General features: G+C 49.1%; 23 protein-coding genes and 2 pseudogenes. 14 read left to right on the forward strand and 11 right to left on the reverse strand.

Annotated features, from left to right (window positions below; genetic code table 11):
- The first annotated feature begins 65 nt into the window (after window positions 1-65).
- Entirely contained in the window at window positions 66-611 is a 546-nt protein-coding gene (locus tag BUA85_RS11125) for an ActR/PrrA/RegA family redox response regulator transcription factor (RefSeq protein WP_072901123.1), read from the forward strand.
- 182 nt (window positions 612-793) lie between these two features.
- On the opposite strand, the gene BUA85_RS11130 is transcribed toward BUA85_RS11125, so the two are convergent.
- Together BUA85_RS11130 and BUA85_RS11135 are read right to left on the reverse strand one after the other, a co-directional pair.
- Window positions 794-1,078, reverse strand: a complete 285-nt coding sequence (locus BUA85_RS11130) for a GNAT family N-acetyltransferase (protein WP_072901125.1) — start codon at window positions 1,076-1,078, stop codon at window positions 794-796.
- Entirely contained in the window at window positions 1,078-1,710 is a 633-nt protein-coding gene (locus BUA85_RS11135) for an HD domain-containing protein (RefSeq protein WP_072901485.1), read from the reverse strand. Before BUA85_RS11135 ends, BUA85_RS11130 begins: the two co-directional genes overlap by 1 nt.
- Window positions 1,711-1,773: 63 nt before the next feature.
- Here BUA85_RS11135 and ahcY point away from each other — a divergent pair, with 63 nt between their 5' ends.
- From ahcY to BUA85_RS11150, 4 genes and pseudogenes are all read left to right on the forward strand, one after another.
- Window positions 1,774-3,162 carry an adenosylhomocysteinase gene (gene ahcY / locus BUA85_RS11140; RefSeq protein WP_072901487.1) on the forward strand — a complete coding sequence of 463 codons (1,389 nt, stop codon included), beginning with the start codon at window positions 1,774-1,776 and terminating at the stop codon, window positions 3,160-3,162.
- 30 nt (window positions 3,163-3,192) lie between these two features.
- Window positions 3,193-3,618: a hypothetical protein gene (locus tag BUA85_RS16525; protein WP_131802795.1), complete on the forward strand. Its 426-nt coding sequence runs from the start codon at window positions 3,193-3,195 to the stop codon at window positions 3,616-3,618.
- Window positions 3,602-3,898: pseudogene (locus tag BUA85_RS17095) on the forward strand (extensin family protein). The gene BUA85_RS16525 and the pseudogene BUA85_RS17095 overlap by 17 nt, the downstream one beginning before the upstream one ends.
- Window positions 3,899-4,036: 138 nt before the next feature.
- A complete protein-coding gene (locus BUA85_RS11150) occupies window positions 4,037-4,378 on the forward strand; it encodes a DUF2853 family protein (protein ID WP_072901127.1) in 342 nt (113 codons plus the stop codon).
- A gap of 49 nt (window positions 4,379-4,427) precedes the next feature.
- Here the strand turns inward: BUA85_RS11150 and BUA85_RS11155 are convergent, their stop codons facing one another.
- Genes BUA85_RS11155 through tsaD form a run of 5 tightly spaced genes read right to left on the reverse strand, consistent with a single transcriptional unit; the run spans window position 4,428 to window position 7,620 of the window.
- A complete protein-coding gene (locus BUA85_RS11155; protein WP_072901129.1) occupies window positions 4,428-4,820 on the reverse strand; it encodes a DUF1761 domain-containing protein in 393 nt (130 codons plus the stop codon).
- Window positions 4,821-4,873: 53 nt separating this feature from the next.
- Window positions 4,874-5,293 (reverse strand): EVE domain-containing protein, encoded by a 420-nt coding sequence (locus BUA85_RS11160; protein WP_072901489.1) that lies wholly within the window; start codon window positions 5,291-5,293, stop codon window positions 4,874-4,876.
- Complete coding sequence (locus BUA85_RS11165) at window positions 5,293-5,565, reverse strand: YciI family protein (RefSeq protein ID WP_072901131.1); 273 nt, start codon at window positions 5,563-5,565, stop codon at window positions 5,293-5,295. The genes BUA85_RS11160 and BUA85_RS11165 overlap by 1 nt, the downstream gene beginning before the upstream one ends.
- Window position 5,566: 1 nt before the next feature.
- Entirely contained in the window at window positions 5,567-6,529 is a 963-nt protein-coding gene (locus tag BUA85_RS11170) for an NAD(P)H-dependent glycerol-3-phosphate dehydrogenase (protein WP_072901133.1), read from the reverse strand.
- A complete protein-coding gene (gene tsaD / locus BUA85_RS11175; protein WP_072901134.1) occupies window positions 6,526-7,620 on the reverse strand; it encodes a tRNA (adenosine(37)-N6)-threonylcarbamoyltransferase complex transferase subunit TsaD in 1,095 nt (364 codons plus the stop codon). The genes BUA85_RS11170 and tsaD overlap by 4 nt, the downstream gene beginning before the upstream one ends.
- A 67-nt stretch (window positions 7,621-7,687) precedes the next feature.
- On the opposite strand from tsaD, the gene BUA85_RS11180 reads away from it, so the two are divergent.
- The 3 genes from BUA85_RS11180 to BUA85_RS11190 all read left to right on the forward strand — a co-directional run bounded on the left by BUA85_RS11180 (window position 7,688) and on the right by BUA85_RS11190 (window position 11,182).
- Window positions 7,688-8,386, forward strand: coding sequence for a uroporphyrinogen-III synthase (locus tag BUA85_RS11180; protein ID WP_072901135.1), 699 nt, complete (start codon window positions 7,688-7,690; stop codon window positions 8,384-8,386).
- Window positions 8,387-8,474: 88 nt separating this feature from the next.
- Entirely contained in the window at window positions 8,475-9,713 is a 1,239-nt protein-coding gene (locus tag BUA85_RS11185) for a COG4223 family protein (protein ID WP_072901136.1), read from the forward strand.
- 11 nt (window positions 9,714-9,724) lie between these two features.
- The gene (locus BUA85_RS11190) at window positions 9,725-11,182 is read left to right on the forward strand and encodes a heme biosynthesis protein HemY (RefSeq protein WP_072901137.1); all 1,458 of its coding nucleotides are present in this window, start codon (window positions 9,725-9,727) and stop codon (window positions 11,180-11,182) included.
- 218 nt (window positions 11,183-11,400) lie between these two features.
- On the opposite strand, the gene BUA85_RS11195 is transcribed toward BUA85_RS11190, so the two are convergent.
- On the reverse strand, window positions 11,401-11,781 hold the full coding sequence (locus BUA85_RS11195; protein ID WP_072901138.1) for a putative hemolysin: 381 nt from the start codon (window positions 11,779-11,781) through the stop codon (window positions 11,401-11,403).
- Between the two features lie 265 nt (window positions 11,782-12,046).
- On the opposite strand from BUA85_RS11195, the gene BUA85_RS11200 reads away from it, so the two are divergent.
- From BUA85_RS11200 to BUA85_RS11210, 3 genes are all read left to right on the forward strand, one after another.
- Window positions 12,047-12,520, forward strand: coding sequence for a DUF805 domain-containing protein (locus tag BUA85_RS11200; protein ID WP_072901139.1), 474 nt, complete (start codon window positions 12,047-12,049; stop codon window positions 12,518-12,520).
- Between the two features lie 353 nt (window positions 12,521-12,873).
- A complete protein-coding gene (locus BUA85_RS11205; RefSeq protein WP_072901140.1) occupies window positions 12,874-13,914 on the forward strand; it encodes a PLP-dependent cysteine synthase family protein in 1,041 nt (346 codons plus the stop codon).
- Between the two features lie 292 nt (window positions 13,915-14,206).
- Window positions 14,207-14,758, forward strand: coding sequence for an NUDIX hydrolase (locus BUA85_RS11210; RefSeq protein ID WP_072901142.1), 552 nt, complete (start codon window positions 14,207-14,209; stop codon window positions 14,756-14,758).
- A gap of 336 nt (window positions 14,759-15,094) precedes the next feature.
- On the opposite strand, the gene BUA85_RS11215 is transcribed toward BUA85_RS11210, so the two are convergent.
- Together BUA85_RS11215 and BUA85_RS11220 are read right to left on the reverse strand one after the other, a co-directional pair.
- Window positions 15,095-16,135 carry a choloylglycine hydrolase family protein gene (locus BUA85_RS11215; RefSeq protein ID WP_072901144.1) on the reverse strand — a complete coding sequence of 347 codons (1,041 nt, stop codon included), beginning with the start codon at window positions 16,133-16,135 and terminating at the stop codon, window positions 15,095-15,097.
- Window positions 16,136-16,342: 207 nt separating this feature from the next.
- Entirely contained in the window at window positions 16,343-16,969 is a 627-nt protein-coding gene (locus BUA85_RS11220) for an HXXEE domain-containing protein (protein ID WP_131802796.1), read from the reverse strand.
- A 134-nt stretch (window positions 16,970-17,103) separates the two neighbouring features.
- Here BUA85_RS11220 and BUA85_RS11225 point away from each other — a divergent pair, with 134 nt between their 5' ends.
- Together BUA85_RS11225 and BUA85_RS16935 are read left to right on the forward strand one after the other, a co-directional pair.
- Window positions 17,104-18,105 carry a DUF1996 domain-containing protein gene (locus BUA85_RS11225; RefSeq protein WP_083526263.1) on the forward strand — a complete coding sequence of 334 codons (1,002 nt, stop codon included), beginning with the start codon at window positions 17,104-17,106 and terminating at the stop codon, window positions 18,103-18,105.
- A 23-nt stretch (window positions 18,106-18,128) separates the two neighbouring features.
- Window positions 18,129-18,647 (forward strand): annotated as a pseudogene (locus tag BUA85_RS16935) (integrase core domain-containing protein); the annotation flags it as partial.
- A gap of 115 nt (window positions 18,648-18,762) precedes the next feature.
- Here the strand turns inward: BUA85_RS16935 and BUA85_RS11235 are convergent.
- Window positions 18,763-19,938: an iron-containing alcohol dehydrogenase gene (locus BUA85_RS11235; RefSeq protein WP_072901150.1), complete on the reverse strand. Its 1,176-nt coding sequence runs from the start codon at window positions 19,936-19,938 to the stop codon at window positions 18,763-18,765.
- Window positions 19,939-20,398: 460 nt separating this feature from the next.
- On the opposite strand from BUA85_RS11235, the gene BUA85_RS11240 reads away from it, so the two are divergent.
- Window positions 20,399-21,955: an AMP-binding protein gene (locus tag BUA85_RS11240; protein WP_072901152.1), complete on the forward strand. Its 1,557-nt coding sequence runs from the start codon at window positions 20,399-20,401 to the stop codon at window positions 21,953-21,955.
- Window positions 21,956-22,330 lie beyond the last annotated feature (375 nt).

The following is a 22,330-nucleotide window of genomic DNA, read 5'->3' on the forward strand; positions in this document are numbered from 1 at the left end:
TGATTTGACGCTATTCCTCGCCGCTCTAAATCACTTAGAGCAAGAGGCGGAACGAAGGATTGTCTATGGAAAACCCAGATTTAGGTCCTGACCCGTCCCTTCTTTTGGTGGACGACGACGAAGCATTTGTAAGGCGTTTGGCCAAGGCCATGGAAAAGCGCGGCTTTAGTGTTGAGACCGCACAATCTGTTGCTGAAGGGCAGACAATCGCAATGGCGCGGCCACCTGCTTACGCGGTCGTTGACTTGCGGCTAGAGGATGGAAACGGGCTTGATGTGGTTGAAACCCTACGCGCCCGCAGACCGGAAAGCCGTATTGTCGTCTTGACCGGATATGGGGCAATTGCAACTGCTGTTGCGGCCGTTAAAATTGGTGCCACTGATTACATGGCGAAACCGGCGGACGCCACAGATGTCACCAATGCGCTATTGGCAACCCAAGATGAATTGCCGCCGCCTCCAGAAAACCCAATGAGTGCGGATCGTGTGAGGTGGGAGCATATTCAACGCGTTTATGAGCTTTGCGATCGAAACGTTTCTGAAACAGCGCGTCGATTGAACATGCACCGCCGGACACTTCAGCGCATTTTGGCGAAACGAAGCCCGCGTTAGAGAGCCATTCGCTTCACAATCCGATCGACCCAACGACCGTCAGCACGCTGATGGTCGCGTTCTATCACGTAGTCATCTATGAAACTGGATCGGCTGTAGTATCCCAAGCCAGAAGCGTTGTCTGATGTGATCTTTGCGATGATCGATTGAAACCCTTGTTCTTTTGCAGCCTTGACGGAATGTTAAATCAGTGCGCGGCCAGCTCCCTTAACCGGATTTTGTTGGTCGGTGAAACTGCCGACCGAAAGTACGCCCTCACTGACATCGAACAAGCCTTGAAAACCGACGACACGTCCCGCCTGTTCCACCACGAAACAAAGGGCTGTGTCTTCTCGGTAGTTCTGATCGAACCCATCAACTGAAAAAGGTTCTTCATATGCTGTCGCGCCACCCAGACTGATCGTATGGTTGATGATTTCTGCGCAGGCTTGCGCGTCTTTTTGTTCAATTGGGCGAACAGTCAGCATTAGATTTGCTCCAAAAGCTGTGCGTGAAGGTCAATAAACTCCTGACGCACCTCCATCGGGGGGCGAAGCGTGAGTTTTAGGTCGCCAGTTATATCGCTACTTACCTTACCGAAGAACTTTGTAGCTTCGGCTTCGGAGAAACCGGCCAACTGGGTTGCTTCCATCCAAGCACTGATTTTGTCGGCTGCTTTGATCTTGCGCTTAACATCTGCAGGAATTTTTGCCGGCAGCCCAAACTTGATATGAATGGCTCTTGTGAGCCGCTCGTCCAAATCCTCGTATCCGGGTCCAACCGCTGCCTTTACTGGAGAGATCATATCCCCAATCACATATTCTGGTGCATCGTGCAGAAGCGCTGCTAACTTCCACTTCATTGGGGCTTTGGGCTCAAGCCGTTCGTAGATTTTTACGACAAGGATAGAGTGTTCAGCAACGGAATAGGCATAGTCGCCGACGGTCTGGCCATTCCAGCGCGCAACGAAAGACAGGCCATGCGCAATGTCCTCAATCTCGATGTCCATCGGCGTGGGATCAAGCAAGTCCAACCGTCGCCCCGATAACATCCTTTGCCATGCTGTTTTCTGTGCCACGACACCCTCTTTCAGCGACAAATGATCCGCCGCAGTAGCCATGTGTTGTCGATATTTCAAACCCGTGCTATCCGCCATCGAAACTTGAGCGCAAAGGTGCACAAAATGTCCAATGATTATGTCGTAAAAGACATCGAACTCGCGGCGTTTGGCCGTAAAGAACTTGATATCGCCGAAACAGAAATGCCGGGCCTGATGGCGCTGCGGGCTGAGTATGGCGCCAGCAAACCGCTGAGCGGTGCGCGGATCGTTGGATCGCTGCACATGACGATCCAGACGGCTGTTCTGATCGAAACTCTGGTTGAACTTGGCGCGGATGTGCGCTGGGCGTCCTGTAATATCTTTTCGACGCAAGACCACGCGGCGGCTGCCATCGCCGCAGGCGGCACACCCGTGTTCGCGGTCAAAGGTCAGACATTGGAAGAACATTGGGATTACCTCGACAAATCCTTCATGTTCCCTGACGGTCCGAACCTGATTTTGGACGATGGCGGCGACGCGACGCTTTATGTTCTGTTGGGCGCACGCGCTGAAGCGGGTGAAGACATCATTCCTGTTCCTCAGTCTGAGGAAGAAGAAGTGATCAAAGCGCAAATCAAGAAGCGTATGGAAGCCAGCCCTGGGTGGTTCACAAAGACCAAAGAGCAGATCATCGGTGTGTCCGAAGAAACGACAACGGGTGTTCACCGCCTGTATGATCTGCACAAGACCGGCCAATTGCCGTTCCCTGCGATCAACGTGAATGACTCTGTCACCAAGTCGAAGTTCGACAATAAATACGGCTGTAAGGAATCCCTCGTCGACGGTATCCGCCGCGCGACCGATACGATGATGGCCGGCAAGGTTGCTGTTGTTATGGGTTACGGCGACGTGGGCAAAGGCTCTGCCGCGTCCCTTCGCGGCGCAGGTGCGCGTGTGAAAGTAACCGAAGTTGATCCGATTTGCGCGCTTCAAGCAGCGATGGACGGGTTTGAAGTTGTCCTGCTTGAAGATGCTTTGGCAGACGCGGACATCTTCATCACCACAACTGGCAACAAAGACGTCATCCGTATCGAGCATATGCGCGAAATGAAGGATATGGCGATCGTCGGGAACATCGGTCACTTCGACAACGAAATCCAAGTGGCAAGCCTGCGAAACCACAAGTGGACGAACATCAAAGAACAGGTGGACATGATCGAAATGCCCAATGGCAATCGGTTGATCCTTCTTTCCGAAGGTCGTTTGCTGAACCTTGGTAACGCCACAGGGCACCCATCCTTCGTGATGTCCGCGTCTTTCACCAACCAGGTTCTGGCACAGATCGAACTGTGGACGAAAGGTGATGAGTATCAGCCGGGCGTTTTCATCCTGCCGAAGCATTTGGACGAAAAAGTTGCGCGCCTGCATCTCGATCGGATCGGCGTGAAGCTGTCCAAGCTGAACAAAGAACAGGCTGATTATATTGGTGTTGCACCAGAAGGGCCGTTTAAGCCAGAGCATTACCGGTACTAATTTGCCGGACCTGAGAGCTTTGAGGACCGCGTGAAGATGCTTCGCGCGGTCTTATTGTTTCTATTCATTGCGATCGCGTTTGCCGTTCCGATTGCCTTGTTTCATCCAGAAAGCCCGTTGCCAGATGAATGGCACCCCTTCGAACCTCTGGCTGTGAGCGATCCGGTCACGCCATTGACCGCATGGAAACTTCGGCGGACGCTAGAGGATCCTCTTCTTTGCTTGGAGGTGTTATCTGATGCGGCTGATTTCGAGGTTTTGGAGGATCAACTGGATGGTCCGAATTGCGGGATTTCTCCGAGGCTGAAGATCACGTCAGTTGGTTCGAGCCAGCTTGATGATCTTGAGACAACTTGCGCAACTGCGCTGACTACCGCTCATTGGGAGCATCACAGCCTACAGCCGCGCGGAAGAATATCTTGGTGGTCCAATCAGCCGTATTGCTCATTCGGGTAGCTACAGCTGTCGCATGATCAGGGCACCGTCCGGCGAAGGCACGAATTGGAGCACCCATGCGCGTGCTTTGGCTTTGGATGTTGCTGGATTTGAGACAATGGATGGTGAGCGGCTTTGACTACTTGATGATTGGGAAGGATCGGATAGCCGTTCTACGTATCTTAAAGCGGTTCGCGATGATGCCTGTGATTGGTTTGGGCTGACCTTATCCCCAGACTTCAACGCCCTTCATGCGGATCATTTTCACCTCCAAGTCTTCGGTTGGGGTGGGTGTCGCTGAGCAGGATATGGCGGAATTCCCCCGTGATTTTCCTTTACCCACGCCAGTTTGTCCCTTTAGTCTGACCGCAATACGTGCGGAACAAACCGTATGTGAGACCCGGTCAATTTTGGCCAAGTACCAACAGAGGGACGTATTATGGGAAAAAGAGATGATTTGATCGCGAAGTATGCCGACGATCTAAAGAATAAGTGCGGCTTGACGCCCGACATGGATTTGCTGACAAAAGTTACGATTGGCTGTGGTCCGGCGATCTATGATGCAGATGCCTCTACCGTAGCCGCGAGCCAAGAACATGAGCTTGAGACCGTCAAACAGAACTACCTGATGAAGAAACTTGGCCTCGCTGATGGTCCGGAGTTGATGGAATCTATCAACAAAGCGATGGATACTTACGGTCAATCAGAGCGGAATAAGTACCGTGCAGTTGTTTACTACATGCTGTGTAAACACTTCGGTAAAGAGTCTGTTTACGGCTAATAGCCTAAAATATCTAGAGAAATGCCCGCCAATTTGGCGGGCACTTTTGTTAGATCAAGGTCAGTACTAGCCCGATGATCGCGCATCCGAAGGCGGCATAGCCGCCATCGATCAATGTCAACTTGAATGGTCGGCCCCCATATCCATTGTTGATCATGATCCACGGGCTGATGAAGAAAAGGCCAACGCCGAGGCCTGAAATGAGCCCTTTCGAGGCCGTATCGATCCCCGACAATGCAAATGTGTGGCGCATCATTCCAGCCACCAAAACCATCGCTAAAGCTGCCATGATATAGGGCAGTGGGTTGTCGTTTTCGGGCCTTCCGTCTTCACCAACTTTGATGTTTGCCGCCTCTATCCATGGTTTGGATAAAACCATGTACCAGAAAGCACCAAACGCGAACCCGGCTACGGCCGCGACGATGACTGATAGAAATCCCATCGTGTTCCCTCCTGTTATTTTGACCTAAGTATGCCGGTCAAATTGTCGCAGGGCTAGGGTTTTGTCTCCCCCAAGGAGCAGACGATGTTCCACTCGTCGTCAGTGACTGGCTGGACAGACAAGCGGGAATTCTTGACCAAAACCATCTCCGACAGGCGTTGATCTGCTTTAATCATGTCGAGCGAAACTGGTTTAACAAATGATCGAATGGCGCGAACATCGACGCAGTCCCAGCGTTCATCGTCGGTTGTGCTGTCTTGATGGGACTCGGCGCAAACCTCTACGACCCCAACGATCTCCAAACCGCTTCGAGAGTGGTAAAAGAAACCGAGGTCCCCCATTTTCATGGCCCGCATATTGTTGCGTGCCTGATAATTGCGAACGCCATCCCACTCTTCTCCAACGTCGCCTTTGGCGGTCAGATCGTCCCAGCCGAAGACGTCAGGTTCTGATTTGAAAAGCCAATACGCCATCAGCCAACCACCTTTTTCCATTCTTGGATGCGAACGTCGGAGAACAGACTCGCTTTGTTGTAAGGGTCATCTTCTGCCCAACTTTCCGCGGCATCTACAGAATCAACGTCCAATACAATCAACGACCCACACATGGCCCCGTCAGTATCCAAAAACGGACCAGCCATCGCGATCACACCTGTTTCTTTAATGTAGGTGAGATGGGCGTCGCGGTTGTCCAAGCGCGTTTGAAGCGCGCCGTCTTTGTCGGTGGTGATTACGGCGACGAGCATGTCATTCCTCCTTTAGGGGTCTCGATAGAAGTGCGGTCAACGCCTCTTTTGGTGTCAATTTTCCAGAGCAGATCGCATCGACGACAGAGCATACCGGTAAATCCAGATCGTGTTTGGTCGCCAAAGACACAACAGCTTGGGCCGTTGAGATGCCTTCGACTGTTTTCTTTGCATCCGGATCTTGCCCTCTGCCAATAGCAAGGCCGTGGCAGAAGTTGCGAGAAAGCTCCGACGTGCAGGTCAAAGCGAGATCACCGAAACCGGACAGACCGTTCAATGTTTCCGGCTTTGCGCCGAGGACTTCTGCCAGTTGCCGCATCTCTCCGAAACCGCGCGTCATCAGCGCGGATCTGGCGCTGTCACCCAAGCCGTTTCCGATGGCGATCCCTGCGCCAATTGCGATCACGTTTTTCAATGCGCCGCCAAGTTCCGCGCCGATCGTATCTTCGGAGCGGTAGACACGAAGCGCGCGTGTGCTGAGCAGGTTTTGCAGAACTTCGCCGTCTTGTCCTTTGGAGGTTGCGAGCGTCAGTGCCGTGGGGAGCCCCCGCGCGATGTCGAATGCGAAAGATGGTCCGGTAAGGATGGCAGGAGTCGAGTCAGGCACGCATTCAGCGATGATCGAGGTTGGGCCTGTTAAGGTTTTGAGGCCGATGCCTTTGCAGCAAGCAACGAGGTATTTTCCGGATAAGGCGGACGAATGGTCGCTCAGAAAGGTTCGGAGTTTCTGAGTTGGAACCGCGAGCAGTATGACGTCAGCCGCCTCGTAGCGTGCGATATCCGAACAGACCTTTAGACTGTTAGGAAGCGGGCACCCAGAAAGCTTTGGGTTCTCCTGACCTATCTTGATCGTGTCCGCCGCAGCTTGGCTTCGAGCAACCAAAGTCACGTCGCGATCAGCATCTGCCAAAGAAATTGCCAAAGCGGTTCCGAATGCGCCAGCTCCGGCAACTGCGATCTTCATGCTTTGGCTCCCTTTTTACCTGACCCCAACATCGAAGGGCTTTCAGAGTCGAGTGGCCATCTGGGACGCGCGGACAGGTCGAACCCGTCGAAGTCACTCCGCTTGAATTTTGTCAGACCTGCATAGGCGATCATGGCGGCGTTGTCGGTGCAGTACTTCATAGGTGGCGCAACAAACTGTGCACCAGCGTCTTGCGCGACCTGCTTCAGATCGCCGCGGATTGTCTGATTGGCGGCGACACCTCCAGCGACTGCAAAGCAAGGGTGCTTTGGTTCAAATTCGAGATAGCGTTGGAATGCCCATTGAGATTTGACCTTTAAAATGTCAGTGACGGCCGCCTGAAACGACGCAGCAAGGTCACATTGATCCTGCCGCGCGATTTCATTTTGATCGTTCAAAACAGCGTCCCGCGCCCGCAAAAGTGCCGTTTTCAGGCCAGAGAAGGACATGTCGCAGCCGTCTCGGTTGAGGAGTGGACGGGGCAAATCAAAACACTTGGGGTCGCCCTGTTTGGCTGCTTCTTCAATCGCTGGTCCACCAGGTTGCGGTAGCCCCAAGATACGCGCTGCCTTATCGAATGCTTCGCCAGGGGCGTCGTCGATCGTGCCACCGATGCGGATGAATTTGTCGTCCGATTTCGCGATCAGGAACTGACAATGCCCGCCCGACACCAGCAGCATTAGATAAGGAAAGGGGCTTTGGCCTTCGATCTGGGGCGAGAGCGCGTGACCTGCGAGGTGGTTCACGCCGATCAATGGAATATTTAGTGCAGCGGCTAAACCTTTGGCGCACATCAAACCGGACACGACACCGCCAACCAAACCTGGACCGGCGGTGGCGGCAACTGCTGTAAGGTCTGTAATCTGGATGTTTGCCTCTTCAAGCGCCTGTTCGACGGCGAGATCAAGTTTCTCCGCATGCGCTCGCGCTGCGATTTCGGGTACCACGCCACCGAATGCCTTGTGTAGCTCGGTTTGACCTATCACAACGGACGACAGCACCGCATGACTGTCGGCATCAGCGCGAAGCACTGCTGCTGCGGTATCATCGCAGCTACTTTCAATTCCAAGGATGTAGACGGGATCGGTCATTTGCAGCTTCGCTAATTCTCGAATTCAGGTAACATGTCGCGCATACCCCGACAATGATCGGATCAAGATGACCACTGCCACACTGCTCCTTTGCCGAACAGAAGCGAAGTCCTTGGAATTCCAAAGGGCGGTTGAGACGAAAGTTGGCCACGGTGTCGAAACAATCATTTCTCCGGCATTTCGAATAGAAGACATTGAGACCAAGCCCGCTAAAACGAGCTATGACCACTTGATCTTCACGTCTGCGAACGGTGCTCTGAGGGCAGGCCAACTGGGCCTCAGGTCTATCTCAACCGTTTTCTGCGTCGGCCCTGCGTCGGCCTCAAAAGCTAGGGCGCTGGGCTTTGAGGCGATCGACGTGGGTGGTGACGTCAACGAGCTCACCTCAACGATCAAAACACAAAACCTGAAAGGGAGCTTGCTTCATGTGTCGGGTGAGCATGTCGCTGGTGACCTTATCGGTGATCTTGGACAGGCAAACATCCAAGTCGAACGTTTGGTCGCCTACCGGCAGGTTCCGCTGCCGCCGACGACCGAGTTTTCGAACTGCTTGGAAAGTGGTGCGCCGAAAGTCCTGCCGTTCTTTTCCCCACGCGCGACGTTGATATTAGAGGGTGTAAATGCCGGCTCAAACACCTACATCATCGCAATGAGCGAAGCTGTGGCGGATTGTCTTGGTGACAGGTGTAAATTTGACATTACAATTGCCCAGTCGCCCAATTTTCGAGCAATGCTGGACGCAACCTGCGCAAAATTGGTGTCGTAACGGAACGCAGCCGTTACTTGAGGCGAAGGGCGAGGCAGGGTATTTTATCCCGTATTCCTAGAATCCCTTTTCTATCGAAGGACTCAACGTGGCGAAGAAATCCTCTCCGAAAAATAATGACTTAGTTGAAGATGTCATTGATGCAGAAGAGATCAAAGAACCGGAAGAATCGGTAGAAGAAGCCGAAGATGCCGTTGCTGAAGCAGTAGAACCTCTGGAAGAAGAAGCCGCAACTGAGGCAGAAGCCGAAGTCGTAGAGGAAGCCACGAAAGTTGACACTTCTGAAGCTCCAGCGTCGGAAGCGCCGGCCAAAGAAGTCATTGCACCAGAGCCATCACCAACCCCGCCATCAGAACCGCCACGTCAGCCATCAACGTTTATGCCGATGTTGCTTGGCGGTTTGGTTGCCGGTGGCCTTGGGTTTGGTGCCGGTTACTATTTGTATAACCAATCCAACCAAGATATTCCCGGTCAGGTCGAGGCACTTCAATCTCAGTTGGAGGAACTCGCCGCTCAGAGCCAAGTTGATCTGAACCCTATAAATGATGCGATTTCTGGTCTTGAAGGAAACGTCGAGCAAGTTCAGTCAAACCTAGCCGCCGCGATCGCTGAACTCGCTGCACGCGTTGATACGGTTGAACGCCAGCCCAATGGCGATGGCACTTTGTCCGAGTCAGCGGCCTCCGCTTATGAAAGCGATATTCAAGCGCTGCGGGATCAATTGACAGCTCAACAGTCTGAAATGCAGGCGATGTTGGACGCGACATCGCAGCAGTTGGAAGAAACGCAAAAAGAAGCCGCGGCGATCGAAGAACAGACTGTCGCTGCTGCCAAAGCGGCAACTGCACGATCTGCTTTGGCACGGATTCAAACCGCGCTCGATGCCGGCGCTCCTTTCGGAGCGGTGTTGGCTGAACTGGAAGCAGTCGTGGATGAACCGATCCCTGATGCGCTCACCCAAGCTCAGGACGGTGTTCCAACGTTGGCGGTTTTGTCGGCGGAGTTTCCAGAAGCAGCACGCGCCGCATTGACAATGGCCCGCGTGGAAGGAGCGTCTGGCGAAGAAACGACTGGCTTCTCGGCGTTCTTGAGAAACCAATTTTCGGTCAGGTCCGTCGTGCCGCAAGAAGGTGGTTCTGTTGATGCGATATTGTCACGTGCGCAGGGCGCGCTGGACGAGGGCCGTTTGAACGACGCTTTGGCCGAAGTCGCGAGCGTTCCAGAAGTCGCCCGCGTAGAAGTTTCGGATTGGGTTGCACGGGCGGAGCTACGTGCGGACGCCGTAGACGCGGCATCGTCCCTCTTTACTACATATAATTCAAATTAAAGGCTGCTTTCATGCTTTGGTCCCTTATCAAGATTTTGTTGTTCATCGCAGTCGTTATCGGCCTCACCTATGGGGCGACGCAGCTTATGGAAGTATCCGGTGGCGCAACTGTCACCATGGCCGGTACTGAGCTTACGCTGACACCGATCCAGCTCGCGTTCGGTCTTGCCGCTTTGGTTTTCCTTGTTTGGTTGGGGCTTAAACTGCTCGCGTTCTTGGTTGCGACGTTCAAATTCCTGAATGGTGATGAAACCGCAATTTCCCGCTATTTCGACCGCAATAGAGAGCGCCGAGGCTACGAAGCGCTATCCGAAGGAATGATGGCGTTGGCGTCTGGTGAAGGCCACCTAGCGCTTACCAAAGCAGCGCGTGCGGAACGTTACCTTAACGAACCGCAGCTAACCACATTGCTGACGGCACAGGCTGCTGAGATGACCGGCGATGGGAAAAAGGCCGAGCAGAGTTATCGCCAGCTTCTTGAGGACGACAAGACACGCTTTGTCGGTGTTCGCGGAATTATGAAGCAGAAGCTGGAAGAGGGCGATACGGATACCGCGATGGCGCTGGCCCAAAAGGCTTTTGCCTTGAAGCCGCGGCATGAAGAAACGCAGGACATCTTGCTTCAACTTCAAGCCGAAAAGCAGGATTGGACAGGTGCGCGTGAAACGCTGAATGCGAAGCTCAAGTCTGGTAGCTTGCCCCGCGATGTCCATCGTCGGCGTGATGCGATTTTTGCCCTGTCGTCGGCCAAGGACGTGATGGACGAAGGCAAGGATATCGAGGCCCGCGAGATGGCGATTGAAGCCAATCGCCTGTCTCCTGACCTGATTCCAGCGGCTGTTTTGGCAGCTGAGGGTTACATTGAAAACGAAAAACCAAAGAACGCTGCTCGTATTCTGACCAAGGCTTGGGGTGTCGAACCTCATCCAGATTTGGCTGCGGCTTTTGCAAAAATTGAACCGGAAGAAACCGCTCAAGCGCGGCTGAAGCGGTTCCGTGCGCTAACGAAACAGAAGCCAGATCACCCAGAAACCAAGCTGTTGCTGGCCGAACTCAATTTGTCAGCGGAGGATTTCCCCGCGGCGCGGAAGGCTCTGGGAGACCTTGTCGAAACTGACCCGACAGCACGTGTACTCACAATCATGGCCGCGATTGAACGGGGCGAAGGCACCGACGAACCCGTCGTGCGCGATTGGCTCGCCAAGGCCCTGTCTGCGCCACGCAGCGAACAGTGGATTTGCGATAACTGTCAGCATATAAATTTGGCCTGGACGCCGACTTGCAGCAACTGCAGTTCAATCGATACGCTGACTTGGAGACGCCCACCCGAGGGTGTGGCTGCCATGCCAACTGGAACAGAGATGCTTCCCCTTCTCGTCGATCCCGTAAAGCCGGAACGGGGAGTTGTCGAAGTCATTGAAAAGGTGGAAGTCGTAACCGATATAGCCGATGGTGAGAAAACGAGTTAGCGCTCTTCGTTAGGTTCCACGAGTGCTAGCGAGCCTCCAGTACTGCTGTATTTCAGCTAGTAGAACAGCTGTCGTGTACGGATATTCTCTGGGTAGTCCCAGCAACGACATAATGCAAACCTTGTATCGAGGGGCTTTGAGAAGCGCATAGATAGGTAATAGCAAAACGGGGGCTTTGGTTCTGGGATGGGAAATTTTGATCCGCATTTAAATAAGCGTTAGTGATTTTCTCGATAGAACTGCCAAGCATCAACAACGCGTTCTACCATAATCACGCACTCACCATATTGGTCGCCGGAGTCACTTGTAACGATGCGATAAGCGCCACCTTGTTCGACACAAAAGACCGCGGCCGGGTTCGCCATACGTTGGCGCGGTGTGTCCACAACTTGGCTCTCGCGATAGAACTGCCAAGCATCGATGCGTGTACCATCAGCCAAAATACAGTCGCCTCTGGCGCCTTCAGCTTCTTGAACGATCTCGTAATCACCACCTTGTTCGATACAAAAGACCGCCGCTGGGTTAGCAATTTGTTGTTGCGCGCTCGAGGCTCCCGCAGAGAGCACGAAACCGGTCAAGACAATGAACAGCGTTTTCAATTTGAATTCTCCAAGGCAAGTAAATTGAGTGCATTTGTTAAGTCCCAGTCTTATTTTGGGCCAATAGTTTAGAATTACATCACTCAGCTACCTTGATGCAATTTCTAACGTCCGAAAGGTAGTTGAATTAGAAAATTCTGCAGAATGAGTGACAACTTTTAGTTTGGTTTTGGAGAAGTCGTTTGGAAATATGGTAATAGTTGGTTTAGGCTTGTTCGAAATATAAGAAAACGTAGCTGACAAATTTAAGGGATGGAGTAGTTCGATGAATTTCACTGAAGCAATCCGGTCTGGGTTTGAAAACTATGCAAACTTTTCCGGTAGAGCGCAGCGATCTGCTTATTGGTATTGGGCTCTGTTTATAGTGCTTGTCACGCTTGCGCTGAATGTTCTCGATACGACATTTTTTTCAGAATTTACCGAATTAGAAGATTTGGCAAATTATGCACCCGGTCCTTTGGCGTCATTGTGGTCCATAGCTGTCCTTATTCCAAACTTAGCTCTTGCTGTGCGCCGCTTACACGATCGGGATAAGTCGGGATGGTTCGTATTGCTAATGTTCATACCGATCGTGAACTTTTATATTCTCTATCTTTTTGTAACACGTGGAACTGACGGTCCAAATCGGTTTGGTGAAGATCCACTGGGTGGTTCAGGAAAGGGTTCTGTGTCAGTCTTGGAAAAAGAAGGTGATGGCTACAGCAAAAGCAATATTCCACCGGTAGATCCTGACAACTGAAGTCAGTTCTGTGAGTATCTTAATTTTTCCTCCTGTAGTCTATGTCGGTCCAAATTTGGAGATTAGTTCAGCTTAGGACCAGCAACTTAGCTGCTAAATTTGTTTTTTGACCGCTTTCTCCAAAGCATTTGGGAACGGGACGATTAAAAATTGCAACAGTACGTTTTTGCAACGCGTGGTCTATTAAAACTCTCATGGTTTCTACCACACTGGTAGTGATATGCACCATTTTGAAAACGAGGAAAGATCAAAAAAGTCATACCTTTAAGCTAAATCTCCACAGCTTCTCTATTAATCTAGGACTCCCTAAGTTAATCAGTATTTAAAAATGCAGGGTTTTACGGGGTATTCGAATGCGTCGTTGGGTTTCAAAGGCTGTAGAGAAAATCGAAGCCGATTATCAGAGATCGGCAGATACGCATCTTTTTAAGCTGGATATCCCAACGCTCAAAGATATCGATATCTACCTCAAAGATGAAAGCACTCATCCAACAGGGAGTTTGAAGCACCGTCTCGCGCGCTCTTTATTTCTCTACGCACTGTGCAACGGAAGAATTTCTGAAAACACGACAATCATTGAAGCATCATCTGGAAGTACGGCAGTTTCCGAAGCCTATTTTGCACGCATGCTTGGCCTGAAGTTCATCGCTGTAATGCCGCGCAACACTGCGCAGAGTAAAATTAATAAGATCACTCTGTTTGGCGGCCAATGTTACTTTGTAGATAACGCAACACAAATGCACGACGCCGCTACATCATTGGCTGATCAAACGGGTGGCTATTTCATGGACCAGTTCATGTTTGCTGAGCGGGCTACAGATTGGAGGGGCAACAATAACATTGCGGAAAGCATCTTCCTGCAAATGGAAAAAGAGACACATCCAATACCGCATACTCTTGTTATGAGTGCAGGAACAGGAGGGACATCAGCAACCCTTGGCCGCTACATTCGGTTCAGAGGTCATGATACAAGTTTAGTTGTGGTCGACCCTGAAAATTCTGTTTTTTATGACAGTTTCACTAAAAAGGACCTTTGCCTCGAGAATAATTCTTCAAGTAAAATCGAAGGAATAGGGAGGCCAAAAGTGGAGAAATCCTTTCAGCCTCATGTGATTGATTCGATGATAAAGGTTCCCGACGCTGCGAGTGTGGCAACTATGTTATGGTTGGAGCGACGAATTGGTCGTAGAGCTGGCGCATCAACAGGTACAAACCTTTGGGGCGCATTACAGGTAGCGATGGAAATGCGCAAAGAGGGCCTAGCAGGCTCGGTCGTATCAATAATGTGTGATGATGGTGATCGGTATCTAGATACCTATTATAATGCAGAATGGGTACGGGCTGTGATTGGAGAAACTCAGACTTACAGCGAGGAGCTAGAAAAACTATTGTGAACCACGCAACGGCCTTTTTGTTTTCAGAAATAGTCTTCTGCGATGTTCGTCAAGCTGGCGTATTTTCTGTGCTGTTCAAATAGAGGCGATTAGCCTAGTTATTGCTGGAGAATTTTCTAAAGTAAGAACGTTCGACGGATAAAAATTTTATATAGAATGGTAGCATGAAGGTCATTTTTGGCGGTTCGTCTACTATTTGCATCCTGCAATTTGGTGGGTTGGCACCGCAAAATATGGCTGGGTCGATGCATGTCAGCACTTATTTTGACTCATATTACCTGGAAACTGATTGATGGTTTGGAAAACGCTGGAAAGTAAAATTTTGCTGGACGTATCTCCCTTTCTACGGGTGCGTCAGGAACGGATAGAAATTCGGCCAAATGAAGTCATTAATGATTTTTATCAAGTTGACTTACGCTCCTTTGCTTTGGTGGTTGCCGTGCTCGAAAATGGAAATTTATTGATGATTGACCAATACAAGCATGGTCCACGCCGGAAGGTATTGAATTTTCCAGGTGGATTTCTTGAAGCCAACGAGCGTCCTGAAGTAGCAGCGCGACGTGAATTACAGGAAGAAACTGGTCTTGAGCCCGCTACACTCTATCCCCTCGGGAGCTTCATTGACAATGGTAATCAGCGTGGCTGTATGGGCCATTATTTTTTGGCGATAGGCTGCCGGCAGACTGCGGCTCCAAACCCTGGTGACTTAGAAGATTTCTCCTATGTTGAAATGACTAAATCCGAAGTTGGTGAAGCTCTAGAAATGGGTCGAATTGGTGTTATTCACCATGTAGCAGGTTGGGGTCTTGCCCAAACAAAACTAGCTGAGTTGGCTGCATTGTAATTCTAATTTTTCTTTATAGAGCTGGAGACCCGCTTCACCCGGCTATTTCGTTTGCGATGGTAGGCTTATACTCTTTAAAACAGTCGTGATTGTAAGTTCTTGTATAGGTTGCGGTGTAGGTATCTGCTAAAATTTCGGTTCCTTAAATTACACGTCTCAACATAAGAGCGAGCGATGTATTCCTTGACTGATAGGGGGTGCTTTTTTGCTGTCGTCATTCAGGCGCTATGAGTGTGCCATATGGAAGCAACTATGAAGATAAACAAATAGCTGAACATCTTTAATGTGCTGCTATTTGAAGCGCTAAGTTTTTCAACAGCATTGATTGAAGAACCACTACTTCAAACTGTCTTGCCATTCAAAATCTGCTGTCCGGTCTGTTACGGAGAAGCCCGTTTCCATTTTAAGCGAAGTCGGCTGACTTAAGCTTTCAATGGCCTTGATGACGTCGACCATCTCTACGCTTTGCGTTAAGTAGGTTTTGTAATAATACTTTACGTTTTTGGTGTCGGCTGCGGAAGTCCAAATTGTATAATCTGTTAGAAGAGCATCGCCGTGTTCCTCTTTGATTGAGCCCTTCGGAATATCAAATGCGTTAAGCATGTGAAATGCCTTAAAAATAGCCTCATCAGCAGTATGTGAAGGGAGTAGGGTGTTGGCAAAAGCCACGGCACGAACAAACCGCGATGGCGAAGAGTGATCTCCTGGCAGGCCAAAAAGGCCGCTTCCTTGCCCAAAAGGTAATATGTTTTCATCCCCAACTTTGATTTGTCCAAGATTGAAGCTTTGTAGTCCAATGTAATTGCGTAGATTTGTTAAATGCCAGTCATATGACGGATTGTTGGTAATGGCAGATACCGTGTTGTCAAAAATACGGAGCCCGTTTGATGTATATTCAATTACTATGCTGGTTCCGGAGGCGTCTGTCACCGCATAGTGAAAGGGAGCAAAGCCATCAATCTCAGTTACATAAGTTCCCACAACCGAGATGGTTGGCAGAGCTTCTTTAACCTCTTCCACCGTAGAAAATTGTCCCAAAATCCAGTTGCCCATCTCTTCTGAAGACACGGCTCGACCGATATTTTCATCTGAGAGCTCTTCAAAGACTGCGTCACCAGCGAAGTAAAAAGCACCAAAGTAGAGACCTTCAGTATTCACGCCATCAAAAACAATCGGCATGTCTAGTCCATTAGCACCCAGAAACCCGAATTTCGTTTCGAAAGTGAAACCTCTTTTTTCGGAGTTCAATCCAAGTGTTTCGATTTTTGTGCCGGCAGGTATTGCAAATATGTTTGAGAATATGTCGAAGCCAAATTCCATAGTGCGAGCTGGTACCGTGGCACCGTCTTTAGATTTTAGGATAATTCCTGTACACATTTTCAGTCGTTCTCCCTATAAGGTTCGTCCATCCAGAATAAAGAATTTCTTAGGGCTCGGCAGAGAAATGCCGTAAATTATAGTTTAAAGTAGGATGCGTTTATAGACTGTTGTCAATTTATGAAGAATGCCGAGTTTCCCGGTGATTGCAAAGATCCGTGGCTTGGCAAAAACTCAAAATCAAAAAGTAATATATCTACCGCAAAACTATCTGGCTCTCGGTTTCAGAACTCGAAATCCGAAAATCATTAAAGTGATCTGGACCAGAAGCGCAATCAGGAAACTGGTGAGGTTTGAAGTGATTGATGATATGTCATTAGAAATAAAATAGTAAATCGTGAATAAGCTAACCGGTATGTTCAATACAATACTCACGATCAAGCCAGGATTGTAACCTACCTTCAGCGACATACCTACGTGGGATAGGGCGTTAATTAGAGAGAAATAGGCAGTCCATAGCCCAACAGTTAAACCTACAATGCCAGACAACAAAGCTGAGATAGGGAAGGCTACAAAAATAATTGGAATATTTATCCAAAAGGATGCTTTTAAGTCCAAGGGGAAATCGGCTGATGTTGATCCGAGCATTTCACGATTAAAGAATTCAACAAATCCACCAGGTAACACATATTCTTCAAATTGATGGACGAAATAGACTACCGTCTGCATCCAGATAAGAAACAACGCCATATCTTCGTCTAAGATGTATGCCATGCTGAATATCAGGACAAAAATTGCCAGAAAGATGGTTGAACAGTACCAATTTCGATATAGCCAATTCATAGCTTGTGTCATGATACGTAAATGTCCTGAGCGCTTTTCAGGAATAGTCAAAACTAAGTTCTTAGATCTGTCTAGAAATATTGAACCATTTGCAAGATTTGAGCGGTCTAATTTTCACGAAACCGCGCTCCGATGCTACCAACAAACGACATATAAATAAAAAGAGGCTAACAAAAGAGAACTAAATGATACTGCCGAGTAAAATTGCAACTTTTGTCATGCTTGCTAGCATTTCGCTTACATTAACTCCAAATTCAAGTGCTGCGCAAAACCAAGGCGTAATGAACGCCGACGATGTCACGGATTTTCGAGAAGACGGGAGTGGCGCATTTCGAACCCATTGCATTGAGTCACACATAAGCTTTGACGATCCGTTAGTCTCGCCAGGCCAGCCCGGAGCTGCACACCAACATGTTTTCTTTGGCAACTCAATTGTTGATGCTTACACCACCCCGCAATCACTCTTTCAAGCCGAAGAGACAACATGCGATGGCGGGACGCTAAACAGTTCCGCCTATTGGGTCCCTACTCTATTTGATACAAACGGCGAACGCGTTCGATTTATTGATCCTCTTTTTTACTACAAAACAGGTTATCATTTGCCTGCAAAATCAATTCAGGCACCCCCACGCGGGCTTCGCATGATTGCAGGTAATGCGGACGCACAGACAGTACAGAGCGCTCGGGTTGTCAAATTTCGATGCAGCAGTTGGATGTCTGATAAAATATGGTTTGATCCAGGCGATCCTTTAGATCATGTGCCCTACCTTCCCGACTGTCCCGCCGATGACGTTTTGGAAATCCGCATTGTATTTCCCCAGTGTTGGGATGGAGAGAATCTGAGTTCTGCCAACTTTCAAGATCACATGACTTATCCATCAGCGGCTACCCCACCAGTCACTGGCACTGGATCATGTCCTGCCAGTCACCCCGTGGCAATTCCCGAAATTTCCTACAATTTCGCGGTACATGTTGACCCAGACCGTGGACCTACTAACACTTGGAGTTTGTCATCGGATATGCAGAAAACACCAAAGCCTGGCGCTAGTCTCCATGCAGATTGGATGAACGGCTGGGATCCTGAAATTATGGAACGCATTGTAGAAAATTGTCTAAATCCGGGTCGCGAGTGTGGCGTTGGTCTCCTAGGAGACGGAGAGATGCTTCGACCAGTTATTCTAGATTGAACAAGCAGAGAATTGAGAATTTACTCCGAAAAGCGCCTGAACGCCGTGCTCATGTTTGGTCCTACGACTTCATGCATTGCCCTACGGATGAGGGAAGAGTGTTCTGCACGCTGAACATCATTGATGAATACAGCTGAGAATGCTTGGCAATCCGTGTCGATAGAAAGCTGAATTCAGGTAATGTCATCGATGTGCTGAGTGACCTCTTCATCCCGCGTGGTGTCCAGTCGTTCATTCGGTCAAATAGTGGTCTTGAGTTCGTTGTTTAGGCCGTACAGAATTGGATCAAAGTGGTTGGTGAGAAAACCAAGTATATCGCACCAGGCAGCCCTTGCGAGAACGGATACTGTTAAAGCTTCAAAGCACTGTTCCGCGATGAGTGTTTAAAGGGCGAAACCTTCTGCAGTCTACGCGAGACGCAAATCCTAATCGAAGAATGGAGGAAACACTACAAAACCAAACGGCCACATAGTGCTTTGGGCTACCGCTCACCGGTCCCTAAAACCATCGTCCAGATAGACCCAATGCCGGTCATGCACTAACAATCAAATTAGACCACTTAAGTGGGGTTGATCAATTGACCGTCTTGGACCTTTATCTTTTGACACCGTTGGTATCACATTTCGAACTTTCGAAAATACGGTGAAGTTACATTTCCTAGCGCGCTTTTTTGATTGCTTGCTCTGTAAGTTCGCGCAATTCATCCAAGCTCGCTAGCCGTGGGTTCGTTGTGGCAGCGCTATCTTGCATAGCCTTTCTTGCAATGCGTTCTGCACAATCAATTGGCACCCCAATCGCACTAAGTGAGGTTGGTATTTTTATTTCATTCAGTATTTTCTCGACTGCTAAATTAAAGGTTTTAGTCGATGAGTCATCTAACCCCATAGCATCTGACATTCGTTTCACCTTGTTATCCATTCCAGGAGTATTGAACCGTAACACAACCGGTAGAATAATGGCGTTGGTCAGGCCATGCTGAGTGTTATACTCGGCTCCGATCATGTGTGAAATTGCGTGAACCAGGCCGAGACCTTTAAGAAACGAAATACCCGCAAGGCATGAGCCCACGAGCATAGCGCTTCGTGCAGCCATGTTATCGGGTTCGCGGACAGCAACCGGGAGCCATTGAGAAATTAGAGCTAAGCTCTCCAATGCAAGTCCATCGCATAAAGGCTCGAAGCCTGGCACCAAATAGGCTTCAATTGCATGCGTCATTGCATCAGCACCTGTCCAAGCAGTGAGATGCGGCGGTAGTCCTCGCGTAAGCTCAGGATCAAGCAATGCCAGAGAGGGCTTAAGGTCGGGGTGCCAAATACAAAATTTCATACCTTTAGCTACGTCCGTGACCATCGCTGTACTTTCCGTCTCTGCACCCGTTCCTGCAGTTGTTGGAATAGTAATTAGTTTAGGAAAACGCTGATCTATTGGAATTTGGGGGGTTGGCTTCTCAAATTCAAAATCCCAAAGACTAATTTCATTATTTGCAGTGAGGCAGATAGATTTTCCTCCATCCATCGCACTGCCTCCGCCAATTGCAATTATGGCATCATGGCCTTTGGTTTTGTAAAATTCACGGCCGGCACCGATCTCATCGTCGCGTGGATTTGGTGAGATTTCACAGAACAAGCCGCTTCGTAGCCCAGAAGTAGAAAGAAGATTTTGCAGCTCTCTGATGAAAGGCAAGTCTTGACTGCCTCGATCTGTGACAATTAGTGGGTAGGAGATACCCAGAGAGCTGCATTTTTGACCAATTTCCGATAAGCGACCGGCGCCGTATGCGATTGGAATGGGAAAGCTCCAGTCCTTCGGCGCTAGAATATCTTGCTGGTTCATTTTTACTTGGCCTCTTACACCATGGAATTTCGAAAATTCGAATATGCCTAAACCTACCGGTTACTGCAGCAAGAATCCAAGTCTTCCAAGTTAATCGACCGAAGCTTTGAATTGACAACTTTTTCTTCAAAAACTTCGGAACTCTGTCGCAATGCGTTAGGAAATATTTGCGTTTCTTTATGGCGTAGAGATCTTGTTTTCGTGACTATTTAGGTTCTGTCGTCTAACCACATGATTTCAAAATTCACTATTACCGAGTGTAGCAAAGGGATTTCTGTGTCTTGAAGAGACTTTGGCAATTCCAGGGAATATTGGCATCGGCACATCTGAGCATTTTGATTGCAGAACTGATCTACAAGCATTTTACTATCAAAAAATGGGGCCTTCACGATGGGGGCATCACAATACTCCGATCAAAAGGCTATATGGGCTTAACTGATACGACAAAAATGAGACCCAGATGATAATCTACAAAAGCAAGTATCCAGATATACCGACTGTTGACCTCACTGTTACTGAACGCGTGTTCGAAGGACTTAAAAGCAGGCTATCTGATGTGGTTCTGACCGATGGTTTAGATGGAAGGACATTTACGGCTAGTGACTTCATGCACCACGTTAAATGCCTTGCTGGGGGATTGGTCGAACGCGGCTACAGCACGGGTAAAACAGTTGCAATCATGGCGCCAAATTCACCAGAGTATTGTTTCATTTTCCATGCGGTTGCTTGGGCTGGCGGGACCATTACGACATTGAACCCAACTTACACGGATCAGGAAGTAAAACATCAGGTTAAGGACTCTGGAGCGGATATGCTAATTGTGTTCGCCCACTTTGCGGATATTGCAAAAGCTGCCCTTAAGGAAATGCCAGATGTAACCCTATATTCAATCGGAGATGTAGAAGGATTACCATCCTTGGACACGCTTTATGGTGCTGTCCTTGATGCTCAAGTTCCAGTCGATCTTGATACGCACAGCGTGGTAGCTCCTTATTCTTCCGGGACAACTGGTCTGCCCAAAGGTGTCCGCTTATCACACCGCAATCTTGTAATGAATATAGATCAGACAGCTGCTGGTGTAGATTTTCGCCAAGGTGAAGCTGCTGCTGCGTTTTTACCTTTCTTCCATATTTATGGAATGAACGTGCTTATGAATATGCATTTGGCCTGTGGCGGCGCGCTGGTCACAATGCCAAGGTTTGACCTCGAAATGTTCTTGAGTATTACGCAAGATCATAAGGCTCGTAGAATGTGGGTTGTCCCGCCAGTTGCGTTAGCTCTAGCAAAACATCCCATGGTCGATCAATTCGACCTCAGCAACATCGACCAAGTGTTTTCAGGGGCAGCGCCGATGGGATCTGACCTTTCAGATGCAGTTTCGGCTCGTTTGAATTGCCAAATGGTTCAGGGTTTTGGCATGACTGAACTCTCCCCAGTCTCTCATGCGACTCCGCTAACCGAACCACGCTCTGGTTCATCTGGCCTCGCGTTGCCAAATACGGAATGTCGTATCGTCGATCCCGACACGGGCGCAGACCAATCTGCTAGTATGACTGGAGAGTTATGGATCCGTGGCCCGCAAGTCATGATAGAATACCTGAATAATGAAGCTGCAACGGCGAGTGCCTTGACTGATGATGGTTGGCTAAAAACTGGCGACTTAGCCTATATTGATGATGACGGGTTTATGTTCATCGTGGATCGGCTAAAGGAGCTGATCAAATTTAAAGGTTTTCAAGTTGCACCGGCTGAATTGGAGGCGGTCCTCGTATCACATGATGGCATTCAAGATGCTGCTGTGATTGGCAAACCTGATGATGAAGCAGGCGAACTTCCAATCGCTTTCATTATAGCTGCTGATCCAGAATTGACGGAACAGGGCGTTTATAATTACATGAGCGAGATGCTAGCCAGCTACAAGCAGTTACATAAAGTCAATTTCGTTACAGAAATTCCAAAGTCCCCATCTGGAAAAATTTTGCGACGGCTTTTACGAGATCAGATTGCGAACAGATAAAGTGCCATCTCTACCATTAATCTTATCACTTGGTTACGATACCTCTTGCTCGTAAAACGCCATTAACTACATGTGCTAAACGATAACAACTTTGGATGACACTTGAGAGGCCATACCAGGCATAATTGTCATTATGTATTCTTGGTTGGTTCAATAATGTGAGATTATTTGATCATAGTTCTTAAAAGATCTTTCCTCACGCGACAGCTGCGAGGGAGACCAAAGCCGTCAGCCAACAAAAAAGCACTTCTACTAACAACGCGGCGTACTGTTTCTATGGTTGCTTCTTAACGAACGTTGCACCGGCCCCAGCACTGAGATTGACGTGAGTTTCCAAGTGCTCTGCATTTTCTGATAATGAGGTATAACTCTTTG

It is taken from the genome of Cognatiyoonia sediminum (genome assembly GCF_900129845.1).
Taxonomy (GTDB): Bacteria; Pseudomonadota; Alphaproteobacteria; order Rhodobacterales; family Rhodobacteraceae; genus Cognatiyoonia; species Cognatiyoonia sediminum.